This window comes from Aquidulcibacter sp., assembly GCF_044346625.1.
Taxonomy (GTDB): Bacteria; Pseudomonadota; Alphaproteobacteria; order Caulobacterales; family Aquidulcibacteraceae; genus Aquidulcibacter.
In genome coordinates this window covers 1-12036 of sequence record NZ_JBIIYV010000074.1, presented here as the reverse complement: position 1 = coordinate 12036, position 12036 = coordinate 1, and the positions used below count along the sequence as shown (strand labels likewise).

Annotated in this window: 11 protein-coding genes; 2 read left to right on the top strand and 9 right to left on the bottom strand. The window is 53.1% G+C overall.

The genetic code is table 11. The annotated features are described in order from the left end of the window. From ACIQ20_RS13945 to ACIQ20_RS13905, 9 genes are all read right to left on the bottom strand, one after another. Nucleotides 1-667 (bottom strand): aminotransferase class III-fold pyridoxal phosphate-dependent enzyme (locus ACIQ20_RS13945; protein ID WP_395781305.1); only part of this gene is annotated, 667 nt, incomplete at its 3' end. An 18-nt stretch (nt 668-685) separates the two neighbouring features. Further along, the gene (locus ACIQ20_RS13940) at nt 686-2128 is read right to left on the bottom strand and encodes an NAD-dependent succinate-semialdehyde dehydrogenase (RefSeq protein WP_395781303.1); all 1443 of its coding nucleotides are present in this window, start codon (nt 2126-2128) and stop codon (nt 686-688) included. Between the two features lie 8 nt (nt 2129-2136). Further along, a complete protein-coding gene (locus tag ACIQ20_RS13935) occupies nt 2137-3369 on the bottom strand; it encodes a Zn-dependent hydrolase (RefSeq protein ID WP_395781301.1) in 1233 nt (410 codons plus the stop codon). Next, a complete protein-coding gene (locus tag ACIQ20_RS13930) occupies nt 3366-3686 on the bottom strand; it encodes a DMT family transporter (RefSeq protein WP_395781299.1) in 321 nt (106 codons plus the stop codon). The genes ACIQ20_RS13935 and ACIQ20_RS13930 overlap by 4 nt, the downstream gene beginning before the upstream one ends. Continuing rightward, nucleotides 3686-4471: an MBL fold metallo-hydrolase gene (locus tag ACIQ20_RS13925; RefSeq protein WP_395781297.1), complete on the bottom strand. Its 786-nt coding sequence runs from the start codon at nt 4469-4471 to the stop codon at nt 3686-3688. The genes ACIQ20_RS13930 and ACIQ20_RS13925 overlap by 1 nt, the downstream gene beginning before the upstream one ends. Next, complete coding sequence (locus ACIQ20_RS13920; RefSeq protein ID WP_395781295.1) at nt 4468-5079, bottom strand: TetR/AcrR family transcriptional regulator; 612 nt, start codon at nt 5077-5079, stop codon at nt 4468-4470. Before ACIQ20_RS13920 ends, ACIQ20_RS13925 begins: the two co-directional genes overlap by 4 nt. Further along, nucleotides 5079-5897, bottom strand: a complete 819-nt coding sequence (locus ACIQ20_RS13915) for an alpha/beta fold hydrolase (protein ID WP_395781293.1) — start codon at nt 5895-5897, stop codon at nt 5079-5081. Before ACIQ20_RS13915 ends, ACIQ20_RS13920 begins: the two co-directional genes overlap by 1 nt. After that, nucleotides 5894-7096 (bottom strand): aromatic ring-hydroxylating dioxygenase subunit alpha, encoded by a 1203-nt coding sequence (locus ACIQ20_RS13910; protein ID WP_395781291.1) that lies wholly within the window; start codon nt 7094-7096, stop codon nt 5894-5896. Before ACIQ20_RS13910 ends, ACIQ20_RS13915 begins: the two co-directional genes overlap by 4 nt. Before the next feature lie 19 nt (nt 7097-7115). Next, a complete protein-coding gene (locus tag ACIQ20_RS13905) occupies nt 7116-8459 on the bottom strand; it encodes a flavin monoamine oxidase family protein (protein ID WP_395781289.1) in 1344 nt (447 codons plus the stop codon). 142 nt (nt 8460-8601) lie between these two features. Here ACIQ20_RS13905 and ACIQ20_RS13900 point away from each other — a divergent pair, with 142 nt between their 5' ends. Next, nucleotides 8602-10914 (top strand): TonB-dependent receptor, encoded by a 2313-nt coding sequence (locus ACIQ20_RS13900; RefSeq protein ID WP_395781287.1) that lies wholly within the window; start codon nt 8602-8604, stop codon nt 10912-10914. After that, nucleotides 10914-11972, top strand: coding sequence for an MFS transporter (locus ACIQ20_RS13895; protein ID WP_395781285.1), 1059 nt, complete (start codon nt 10914-10916; stop codon nt 11970-11972). Before ACIQ20_RS13900 ends, ACIQ20_RS13895 begins: the two co-directional genes overlap by 1 nt. Nucleotides 11973-12036: the final 64 nt, after the last annotated feature.

Genomic DNA, 12036 nt, shown 5'->3' with positions numbered 1-12036 from the left:
TGAAGAAAGCATAGGAGGCAGTGTAGAAACCGCCCTCACCCAGCACAGGTTCAAGTACAATGGCGGCAACCGCTGAGGGTTCGATAGAAGAGGCAAAGACTGCTTTCAAGGCTTCAATCGCCTGCTCATCGGAAAAGCCGTGATACGGGATCGGAAAGCGGCTGTGGAAGATATCCCCCGGCAAAGGGCCAAAACCAGCCTTATAGGGCAGCACTTTGCCGGTCATCGCAAGCGTCAATAGGGTCCGGCCATGATAGCCGCCTTGAAAGGTAATCACGCCGCGCCGTCCGGTTTTAGCACGGGCAATCTTCACGGCATTTTCCAGCGCCTCTGAGCCTGTGGTAAAGAAAACAGTTTTGACGGGGCCTTCGATCGGCGCAATCGCGTTCAGCTTTTCCGCTAACTGCACATAGCTTTCATAGGGCGTAACCTGAAAAGAACAGTGCGAGAATGCATCCAGCTGATCCTTTACGGCCTTCACGATCCGCGGATCGCCATGACCGGTGTTGCACACGGCAATGCCGGTTGCGAAATCGATGTAGCGCGTGCCTTCTACATCATAGACCTCGGCATTGTTGCCGCGCGCGAAAAAGCGCTGGTGCATAGAGGAGACCCCCCGCGCTACGGCGGCTTCGCGTCTTGCCCACAATGCTGAATTGATTGTCATTTTCCTGCCCTTTGATATTCAAATGTTGCCGAGGCAGATCATTTTGGTTGTGAGATATTCGTCCAACCCTTCTGCTGCGCCCTCACGACCTATGCCGGATTGTTTGACGCCGCCGAAAGGAGCAACCTCGCTTGAGAAAACGCCCTCATTGACACTGACCATGCCAACTTGCAGCCGTTCAGAGACCCGCCAGACACGGCCAATATCGCGACTGAAGAGATAGGCTGCGAGGCCAGAGTCGGTCGCGTTAGCGAGGGCAATGGCAGTATCCTCCCTGGCAAAGCGGGTGATGGAAGCAACGGGGCCGAAGATTTCCTCGTTGGCGATTGACATGTCCGGGGTAATGTCAACGACAATGGACGGAGTAACGAACAGGTTCGTCGTTTCACCGCCAACCAAGAGACGGGCACCCTGGCTGAGCGCCTGATTGACAAGGGCCGTGACTTTGGTTGCTGCCTTTTGGTTGATCAGCGGGCCAATGGTGACCCCTTCGTGATCACCGGGGCCGACGGTCATTGCCCTTACCTTTTCGGTCAGTGCGGCAACGAAGCGATCATAAATCCCGTCCTGCACCAATATGCGATTGGCGCAGACACAGGTCTGCCCAGCATTGCGGTATTTGGAAACCAGTGTCCCGGTGACAGCTTCATCAAGATTGGCGTCATCGAAAATGATCAGCGGGGCGTTGCCGCCCAGTTCTAGGCTCAACCGCTTAACCGTGTCGCTGCATTGACGGTACAGCAATTTGCCTATTGCGGTGGAGCCGGTGAAAGACAGTTTGGCGACCCTTGGATCGCGGCAGAGAATTTCACCTATGGATGCGGCATCGGTGCTCGTAATAACATTGAGCACGCCTGGCGGGACGCCAGCCATTTCTGCTAGCTTTGCCAGGGCAAGAGCACTTAACGGCGTCTCCTCGGATGGTTTCAGAACCATGGTGCATCCCGCTGCAAGAGCAGGGCCTGCCTTGCGGGTGATCATCGCAATCGGGAAATTCCATGGCGTGATGGCTGCACAGACCCCAACGGGCTGCTTGATCGTCAGATAACGCTTGTTTTCCGCTACTGTCGGGATGGTTCGCCCATAGGCTCGTTTTCCCTCTTCGGCGAACCATTCGATGAAGCTTGCCCCATAAGCGACTTCTCCGCGCGCTTCCGCAAGCGGTTTGCCCTGCTCTGCGGTCATCAGGCGAGCCAGTTCCTCTCCATGTTCGACAATCAACTGAAACCAACGCAGCAGAATCTGGGCGCGCGCCTTTGCGGGACGTACCGACCATTCGGCAAAGGCCTTATCAGCTGCACGGACAGCTCGTTCCGTTTCCACAGCACCCAGATCAGGGAGGCGGACGATCTCTTGCCCGTTTGCCGGATTAACAACTGGAAAAACCTGTGTGCTTTTCACCCAGTCACCGTCAATGAACGCTGCGGGCTCAAACCATTTGGGAAGCACTCTCGTAACCATCGTACCGTCTACCGGTTCGCCACTTCAAGTACCGCATGCAGCAGAACATTCGCGCCAGCCGTTATGTCTTCGGGCGTCGAATGCTCAGCTTCATTGTGACTGAGGCCATTGATGCTGGGGATGAAGATCATGGTCGTTGGTGCGAATTGCGCAACATGTAGGGCATCATGTCCTGCCCCGCTAAAAATTTTCTGCCGGGACAAGCCCAGCGTCTCGGCGGCGCGGTCGACAATATCAATCAGCTCCGAAGCAAAGGGCGTCGGTTCCATTTTCCAGATTTGTTCAAAGGTCAGTTCGAGGCCATGATCAGCACAGGCCTTTTCAGCGAGTGCCTTCACTTTGGCTGTCATTTCTTCGAGGGTGGCAGCATCAGGATTACGCAGGTCGATGGAAAAACGGAGCGTTGTCGGTACCGTGTTTCGTGCACCTGGCGAAGCCTGAATAGTGCCGATTGTGCACAACCCGTTAGGTGCATAATCCTGCGTCAGTTTGAGCGATTGCTGAATGATATTGGTTGCAGCTGGCCATGGATCACGCCGCATTGGCATGGGCGTGGTGCCAGCATGAGCGGAAGCCCCTTTGACCGTAACATCGAGCCAGACCGCTCCCTGAATGCCAGTTACCACACCGATCGTCTTGCCATTACGTTCGAGCACGGGGCCTTGCTCTATATGCAGTTCAAAGGCGGCGGATAGCTCGGTTGGGGCTGCGGGACGGTCGCCACAATAGCCGATGCGCTTTAACTCGGCCTCAAACGTCAGGCCTGACTTGTCAGTTTGCGCATAGGCATCGGTCTTGGAGTAGACGCCGGATACAACACCTGAACCGAGCATGGCCGGCGCAAAACGGCAGCCTTCCTCGTTGGTCCAGACGGCCAGATCAATCGGCCGATGTGTTGCAATGCCCTGTTCATTCAGGGTGCGCAGTAACTCTATTCCTGCGAGCACGCCGTAAACGCCATCGAATTTTCCACCAGTCCTCTGCGTATCCAGATGGCTGCTGACCAGGACAGGCGCGGTGTTGGCATCGCGGCCAGCGCGGCGCGCAAAGATATTGCCGACCTCGTCGATGCTGATCGAGCACCCCAATTCCTTTGTCCAGGCAACAAATTGATCACGGCCTCGTTTGTCATCATCCGTTAGGGCTTGACGGTTACAGCCGCCTTCAATACCAGGGCCGATTTCGGCCATCTGCATTAATGTTGCCCATAACCGTTCGCCATTGACGCGCAGAGTGTTCATGCTGTTGACACCGATTTGAGGCCAACAATCCCCGCAAGGATCAGGCTGGCGAAAAACAGTTTCGCGATTGTTAGCGACTCTTGATACAGAAAATGCCCGACCAAAACGGCACCGACGGCGCCAAGGCCTGTCCAGACGCCATAGGCGATGCTGATCGGCACCTGCTGGACTGCAAACCAGAGCAGGGTCAGGCTAAGGACCAGCGAAGCGATTGTTGCAACAGAAATGACCGGACGCTCCCAGCCGATCATCTTGAACCCAGCTACCCAACCGATTTCAAAGGCAGCCGCCGCAAACAGAGCGCACCAGTGCAGCATCAGCAATTCTCCCATTTATGCAGGTAGGTTAGTGCGATGGTCTTGAGCTTGTCTGGCCCGAAGACTGGGCCGTGTCCTGCCCGAACTTCCTGAATACTGAGACGGAGGAGCCGTTCCATTGTCGTGCGATAGGCAGCAAGATTCGATCCCGGAATATCATCGAGCAAGGGGCCGTCATAAACTGCATCACCAGAATAGAGGGTTCGTGTTTTGCTGTCATAAAGGCCGATACTGCCCGGTGAATGACCAGGTAGATGCAGGACTTCAAATGCCTTATTGCCCAAATCAATAACGCTGCCTTCGTTCAATTCTTCGGCCACGCCGACGGGTTTCAAGACGCTGCTGGCATACTGGAAATCAGGGGAGGGCACTGCTGTCAGCATACCGCAGCGGCACTGATAGCCTTTGTTCTCCATATGCTCGACATAGCCATCCGGCCAACGAACAATGTCAAGTGGAATGTGATCTGTCGCGTTCCGCGCATCATCTGCCTCGGCCCAGTGGATGCACACATGATCAAATTCATGTGCACCACCCATATGATCCATGTGCGCATGGGTCAGCACAAGTTGAGTTGGCCGCGCCCCACCTTGACACAGCAAGGTTCGCAAGGGCGCGAGGCCAAGGCCTGCATCAATGATGAGGTCAGTTGTTTGCCCCGGTATCTTCCAAATGTTGCACCGCAGAAAAGGCGCCACATGTGGCTCTGTTATGCAGTAAGCTTCGCCAATGGAAGCGACCGAAAACCAGTCTTTAACATACGGCAAGGCATCAACGGAGTTCATGAGTGAGCCTCAGCTTTCAAAGAAAGGCGTTGAATGACCACCGTGGTTACAGACACGGCAATTGTTTCGGCATCTTCTCCCAATGTCATGACTGTTGCGACAAGACCATCGGCTAAGGTCAATATGAGGTTTGCTTCAGTTTCCGGGTCTATACTGACCGGAATGGCCCGTTCGTCGATCGCGCGTTGGAGCATCGTAACGAACAGAGACTTGGTATCCGCGTGCAGCTTTCGGTCGATGGCATTAATTGTTTTGTTATCGCCACCAACGAGAAGCATGCCGAGCAATAGCCTAGCGAAGAACAGGTCCCCAACTGATCGTTCAAATATGGTCTTTACAAGCTGCGCCAGACGGTCTCCGATAGTCTTGCTGTCGTCATTGGCGATCCGTTCTAATTCACATATTGATCGCTCACCGAGATGCTGAAACGCGAATTCGCATAGCGCATCGCGAGTGCCGAAATAATGCAACGGTGCAGACGGGCTATAGCCGGCCTCTGCCGCGATGAGGCGGATTGTTGCCCTTTGAGGCCCTACCCGAGCAATAACCCTGACTGCGGCGTCCACAATTTCAATCCGCGTAAGATCGTGATCAACAATTTTGGGCATCATCCAATCCTTGTTTGAAAAGCTATAAAGGCCGCCGCAATAGAGCTTGCAACTTCGCCGATTAAATCATGACCAGCGCCATCGATAACTTCAACAGAACAATTAAGACGACGCGCCAAATCTTCGCCATGATCTTCAACAAAAAAGCAGTCATGCGTTGCCTGGAGGATAAGGCATGGCTTGGTAATTTCACCAAGACGGTCGGCAATCGGTGCAGAATTTATCAGCGCCTGGACGTGCCCCATAATGCCTTCGGGGCGATAAGAACGGCCATGTGTCGCGATCGCCTCTTCGCGCGCCCGTTCAGCATCAAAAGGTGCCAGTGGGCCTGCGGCGAGCTCCATGAGCTTCGTGCGTGCTTCAATCGCCTGTTCATAGTTCTGCCGCTGCGCCAAGGTCAGGCTGGCAATGTTGGTTTCCATCGGCGGATGCGAGAGGCCGTCCGCGCCTGACGTTGTGAAGATCAGCGACAAGGAGCGCACAGCGTCCGGTTTTTGCAGCGTTGCACGCATGGCGATCTGTCCGCCCATAGAATAGCCGAGCAGATCAACAGGGTCTTTTGAATAGGCAGCAACAACCGCCAGCAAATCGCCAGCCAGATCATCCATAGTATAGCCGGTACCATCGGAGGATAGTCCTGCATCCCGGGTGTCAAACAGGACTATGCGATAACCGGCATCGATGATTGGTTTTAACAACTCTTCGGGCCAATAGCTGAGTTGTCCGTCAAAACCGGTCGACAGTACGAGTACGGGACCGTCATCGGGCCCTCGGGTTTCGGTATAAAGGTCTATTTCACCGTTACAGACGATAGTCATAACTTCGTTCCCGCCTCCGGTATCAAGCTGCGTGTGACCTGCTGCGTAAAGTCATGATGCGCGGCATCCCAAAAGGGCGCGTAAAAACCGGGGGCGGCCACCGGAGATCGCCGTCCTGACTGGATAGCATTGATAACCCGGCTATCCTCTGCCGCCGCCATAATCCATGCCTGTTCAACCATTGTGCGCAAAGGGGCTAACTCTGCGGACTTGGCGACGCCTTTTTCATAATAGGATGCAGTCATCACCTGTACAGTATCCACGCTATCGGGCGTAACAATGGTAACGTGGAGATGCGCCCCGATCAGAGAGCAATAAATGTTCGGAAACAGCGATATTATTATGCTTTCCTTGACTGGACCGCTGTTCTTGGTTTCCAAAGCCGGGATGCCAAGGTCGATGTAGGTGTCGCCCGCTGCTTCATTGGTGAAGCGCAGCCCACGCACCCCGCGATCACACACTGGGGTATAAAGCTTTTGGCCTTGAGCATCGACGCGCGGTACATGGCTTGACTGTCGGTAGCTGAAGTGCACAAAGTTTTCATGATAGACATTTACGCATGCATTTTCGTGATGCGTTTTCCAATTACCGCCCCAACTCGAACGGTCGATCATGGGTTCACCTTTGTGGTTATGACCAATGGCCAAGATATCCATGTCGATATCACCAAACAGGTCATTCATTGGCGCAATATAATCGTCAAAATGCTGCGCTGCGCCTGACAGGTTAATGAATAGCGCTGGCCCCCAGATTGCACTGCGAACGGGCTTAAGCTGCCTCGGCCCGGGTGCGCTGACTTTGGCTTCATCCGCAACGCCATCCCAATAGGGCGTGCCGATCAGTTCCCCGTCAAGAGCATAACGCCAACCATGATAGGCCGACTCCAAAACCTCGATGGCGCTGACCGGATCGATCAGAACTGGGCATTGGTCATAGGGGCAAAGATTATGGAAAACCCGCAGCACTTCGTCCTGCCCGTGGACTACCAACAAGGGTACACCAACAAATTGGAGCGGCACCGCGTCGCCTGCCCTAGGCGCAATATCTTTAAGGCAAAGTGCCGCCCAACCATCCATAAAAATGGCTTTGACCTCCGCCTCAAAGAAGGCTTGATCGGTAAACGCACGTGGCGGCAATGTTCGCGCAGATGCAATTGGCGCGAATATGTCTGAGACTTCCTGAGCGCTCAGCAAAGGCATTGATGCAACTCCTGCAATGTTAGTCTTTCATGATCTCAAGAGCAGCCCGGGCTGCGTTCACACCACTGATCAGGGCACCTTCAACTTGGCCAGGCATTATCGTCGCAGTTTCAGAGCCAGCGTAGAAAATGCGGCCTTCTTGTCCGCGCAGACCAGCTCCAAAATTGGTCCAGACGCCCGGGCCGGGTGCTGCGACACAGCCTAGACTGTAAGGCTGATCAAGCCAGAACATATCATCGTAAGCAATCGGTTCGCGAGCTGTGTCACCAAAGGCAAGCGCTAGACGAGTGGCGGCTAGGCGTGCCCGCTCGCGCTTTGGCTGTTGCCAAATGTGCAATGCTTCGCGGGCACCAAAAAAACCAGTAATAACACCGCTGTCTTCACAGGCGCTGCCATCAAACGCGACAAATCCACCACCACTCAACTGACCAGAGAGTCCGGCGTCACGCCAGAAGGGCCGCGGATAAATCATATGGAATTTCAGACGGCTGAAGGGTGTGAATCGTCGCTGCATCGCCATCCGCATCGGGGCTACGTCAGGCGTAATTTCAATGCGGGCAGCTAGGGCGGGTGGCAAAGCGATAATAGCAGTCTTCGCCCGATAACGATTGCCTGAGCGGGTCGTAACCATTACCCCATTCTGCTTTTGCTCTATGGCGATGACCGGCTCACAATAACGGACAGCATCGCCCAAGCTGTTGCAAAAAACAGAAGCAAGTTGTCCAAGGCCTTCTGGCAAAACCTCGCTGTCATGGCGCTCGCCGCCAAAACCCAGCATACTGGCAAAGCCGCCATTGGCTCGCGCATAAAACAGGGTATGCAGGAAGGATATTTGCTCTGGCAAGCCAAGGAAGCCTTCAACAACCTGCCGCAAGATAACTGCGGAAGACGGCGTCAGATTTTGCTCAGCCCAGCTCGCTACACTATGCTGATCCAGTAGCGCCGCGTCAGCGTTGCGGACAGGATTTTCCGGATCAATCTGCGCAGTGAGTCTGTCGAGCATCCCAACAGCCTCAGCTACTTCCATAAAATCGAAATTGGGCTCCCGCTGATAACCCGACCCGTCGGACCACTCGCTCCCATAATCGGTTGTAGAAAAAAGCTCCTGTCCTTCATCCGGGCGCAACGTAACCGCAAAGCCGAATGATGATGCCAGCGACTTGATTAGCAGCTGTCCCGGGCCTATCCACTGACATCCCATGTCGAGATTCGCCATCGCAAAGCGGTGCGTTAAGGCCCGACCTCCGGCGCGTGCACGGGCCTCAAGTACAATCGGATTGCGGCCCTCATCTTTGCATGTCTTTGCCGCCTGAAGCCCAGCAAAGCCAGCCCCAATGACCAGGGCGTCATAAACCACCTCCATTTTAGCATCCTCATTGATCGAAGTGTTTTCCGCAGGGTGACTTTATTGTTGCATTACTGTTGCATTTTGTTTTTTTGTGTTGTAGTTCAACAATAATAATAAGTCAAGCGTTTCAGCGGCGCGCCTCGGAGGAAAGTTGGATATGAAAAGTGCATTGATCGCATTTCTGATGGCGTCGGTCTCTACGCCTGCGGCTTTGGCGCAAAGCGCGCCTGTTCAGGATGACCCGGTGGCTGGGGGGGAGGGCGAGTACGTTGTTGTTACCGCTCAACGCCGCGAACAGAAGTTAAATGAAGTACCTTTGGCGATCAGCTCCTTGAGCGGAGATGTCCTTGAGGAACTCGACGTGACTGATATTACAAAGTTAACAGCAGCAATCCCTGGCATTTCCGGTGTGGCGCAAGGGATTTTGAGCCCTATCATCGCTATTCGTGGCGTCAGTTCCAACAGTTTCGGGATTGGCGGCGAAGCAAGCGTCGGCATCTTTGTGGATGAAGCCTACATCGGACGTCTTTCGGCTTCTTCAGTCCCGTTCCTTGATGTGGAACGCGTTGAAATTCTGCGTGGCCCGCAGGGCTCACTTTACGGTCGGAACAGCACCGCCGGTGCAATCAGTATCGTAACGAAAAAGCCAAGCATGAGTGAACGCCGTATCGAGCTTACGGGATCCTATGGTAGCTTCAAAGCCCATGAAGCAACCATGTCTTGGAATCAGCCTATCAGCGATAAGACCGCACTTCGCATTGCGCTGCTTGCGCGTGGTGACGATGCTTACGACCGAAACGTCTTTACTGGAAGCAAAGGGCAAGATATCAAATCCTATGGCGGACGTATTTCGCTGTCTTCTGAACTCTCTTCGGTTCTGAAACTGGATGCGGCCGTTAGCTTCTCAAGGGAGGATGCGGGCGCATATCCTTTCAAGAATATTGACCCGCGATATGCAGGTTTACCAGCGAGCGACCTGAACCCGTTCTCCGGCATCTATGCACATGACGCTGATGGGTTTGAAAAGCGCAAGAGCTTCGGTGCCAATGCGCGCTTGACCTGGGATATGTCCGACAATCTTTCGTTAAAAAGCATTACCTCTTACAATTATAGTAATGTATCAAGTATTTATGATATAGATGGTACATCACTACCTCTTATCCGTTCGGATTTTTCGGATGGTATTGGCCGCACTTTCGGTCAAGAGTTGCGCTTCACTTACGAAAGCGAGCCATTAACACTCCAGTTTGGAGGTAGCTTTTTCAAAGAAAAAATTCGCGATGCCCGCTCTGCAATCTTCGACGAAACCCTATATGTGTTCGACATAGTCGACGAGATTACTGGCGGCAGCAACGGTGAAATTCCTGCCAATTTCATTAGTGTTGGCGATCCTGCGTTCACGATTTGCGATGCGACATCCAATCTTGTTTTCGGCGCTGCTTGTTCGGATGCACAAACAGAAACGCTACGCCAGCGGGGCAATTATCGTTCACTATCGGCGTTTGTCGAAGCCGAGTTTGAAGTTTCGGATCAATTGACTTTCATTGCAGGCGGCCGTTATTCCAACGACCGGAAGCGCTTCTTCTTTGCTTCTCCATTGGTGAACTCGGTGACGTCTCAGCTGATAGGTAACAATCTTTTCCGCGCTGCAACGAATGGAGAAAGCTTTAAAAAGACATGGAAAGATTTTCAACCAAGGCTTGTTGTTCGCTTTCAGCCAAATGAGGATATAAACCTTTTTGCCAGTGCAACACGCGGGTATAAGAGCGGGGGCTACGACCCAGCCGTCGAAAATGGTGCTACAAGCCGTGATAGGACACAGTTCGGTGCAGAAAGCGTATGGAATTACGAAATCGGCGGAAAGTTTTCTTATGGTCGGTCGCAGTTCAACATTTCAGCATACCGGATGAATTATAAGGGTTTTCAGGTTCAGTTCTTCCAGAACTCTCTCACCTCCACCTTGAACGTCCCCAAATACAATGGCTTCGGCCTTGAAGCCGATGTTAATTTCCGCGTTGGGGACGCTTTGACTTTGACTGCAGGCGGCGCCCTAAGCGGTGCAGAATACGGAAATTTCATTGTTGATGATCCTGCGACAGGCTTCGCAAAAACTGTCAATCTGAAAGGGAATAGAGGTATTGTTGCCCCTAAAGCCAGTTTCTTTGCACGTGCTGATTATAGTCAGCCTGTCAGCGATAAATTGAACTTCAAGCTTGGGCTGGACATGGATTGGCGTAGCCGTCAGTTCTTCACAATCTATAACAATCCTGCGGAAGGGCAGCGTGCTTATGGTATTGTCAACGGCCTAGTCGGTGTGGAAAGCGAGGATGGAAATTGGGCCGTTTCTCTTGTCGGCCGTAACTTGTTTAACAAAGATTATCTAACAAGTGCGATAGATTATGGCTTCGGTATCGTTACCAACCGTGGGCGTCCCCGCACAATTGCAGTCGATGTTCGGTTAGGCTTCTAATGGCGGGACGGGAATCGGCTGAAAGGATAGCTTTGCCGCTTAAAGTAGGTGTGACGGGTGCAATGATCGTTGCCGGTTTAGGCGCAAGCTTCGCACCCTTCATGCTGGCGGCAGCCGTAAAGCAGACGGGTATCAATGAGGCTGCAGCGGCAAATCTGATTTCATCAGAATTCTTGGCTTTCTTGATCATGGCGCTTATCGTTATGCGCACACCAAAGCACGATCCGAGAGTGTTAGGCGTCACTTCCTGTCTTGGATATGCGTTAGGTGGACTGTTTGCGGCCACCGCAAAATCTATCGAAGCTTTATATGTGGCTCGCATCGTTTGCGGCCTAGCCGGTGGTATGCTGATGGCAGTCACCATGCGAATTATTGCATCGCACTTTACTTATGTACGACTTTTTGCGATTGCTATTGTTGGCAATGCTATTTTTAGTGCTGTTCTACTTTTCGCTGTTCCGGCCACCTTGCAAATGAGTGGCCCCGCCGCCGCTTATCTAACACTGAGTTGTGTTGCATTGGTTTTTGCACCGGCCATGGTTTCTCTTAAACTCGGCCATCGCGTCGAGTTGCTTGGAAAGGCACCAATCCTCCTTCCGGGTGTCATTTTATTGTTTGCTTATTTCCTAAGCCGCTTAAACGATTCTGTCGCTTGGCAGTTCACCGAGCGCCTAGGCATGATAGCCGGCATGGACGAAATGACTGTCGGGGCTGTGCTGTCTGCGGCGACCTGCATTGCCTTGCTTGGCCCGATTGCAGCAATCAAACTGGAAAAACGAGTCCATGCTGCATATGTTTTATTGGGATTTCTTGCGTTTAAGGCATTCCAATCCCTTATCATTTGTTATGTTCCTCACCCGATTGCTTTCGGCGTTGCACAAGTCAGTGCAATGTTTGCCTATGTTCTTTTGTCGCAGCTTTTCATGACCTCTTTTGCTATGGCCGATGCAAGTGGACGGATGGCTGTCATTGGCGGGATTATGGGCATGATTGCCGATGCCGCTGGCCCATTCACCGGTGGTCAGAGCGGGCTCGGGAAATTTGGACAGGTGCTATAAGTGGATGGACTGCCCTGATGCGGCATAGGATGCTGCGAATAGGAGACAGACATGGCACGACGTG

What these genes read in the sequence shown, in the direction of transcription:
- ACIQ20_RS13940 (WP_395781303.1), bottom strand. Translation starts at nt 2,128, where the DNA reads ATGGTTACGAGAGTGCTTCCCAAATGGTTTGAGCCCGCAGCGTTCATT.
- ACIQ20_RS13935 (WP_395781301.1), bottom strand. Translation starts at nt 3,369, where the DNA reads ATGAACACTCTGCGCGTCAATGGCGAACGGTTATGGGCAACATTAATG.
- ACIQ20_RS13930 (WP_395781299.1), bottom strand. Translation starts at nt 3,686, where the DNA reads ATGCTGCACTGGTGCGCTCTGTTTGCGGCGGCTGCCTTTGAAATCGGT.
- ACIQ20_RS13925 (WP_395781297.1), bottom strand. Translation starts at nt 4,471, where the DNA reads ATGAACTCCGTTGATGCCTTGCCGTATGTTAAAGACTGGTTTTCGGTC.
- ACIQ20_RS13920 (WP_395781295.1), bottom strand. Translation starts at nt 5,079, where the DNA reads ATGCCCAAAATTGTTGATCACGATCTTACGCGGATTGAAATTGTGGAC.
- ACIQ20_RS13915 (WP_395781293.1), bottom strand. Translation starts at nt 5,897, where the DNA reads ATGACTATCGTCTGTAACGGTGAAATAGACCTTTATACCGAAACCCGA.
- ACIQ20_RS13910 (WP_395781291.1), bottom strand. Translation starts at nt 7,096, where the DNA reads ATGCCTTTGCTGAGCGCTCAGGAAGTCTCAGACATATTCGCGCCAATT.
- ACIQ20_RS13905 (WP_395781289.1), bottom strand. Translation starts at nt 8,459, where the DNA reads ATGGAGGTGGTTTATGACGCCCTGGTCATTGGGGCTGGCTTTGCTGGG.
- ACIQ20_RS13900 (WP_395781287.1), top strand. Translation starts at nt 8,602, where the DNA reads ATGAAAAGTGCATTGATCGCATTTCTGATGGCGTCGGTCTCTACGCCT.
- ACIQ20_RS13895 (WP_395781285.1), top strand. Translation starts at nt 10,914, where the DNA reads ATGGCGGGACGGGAATCGGCTGAAAGGATAGCTTTGCCGCTTAAAGTA.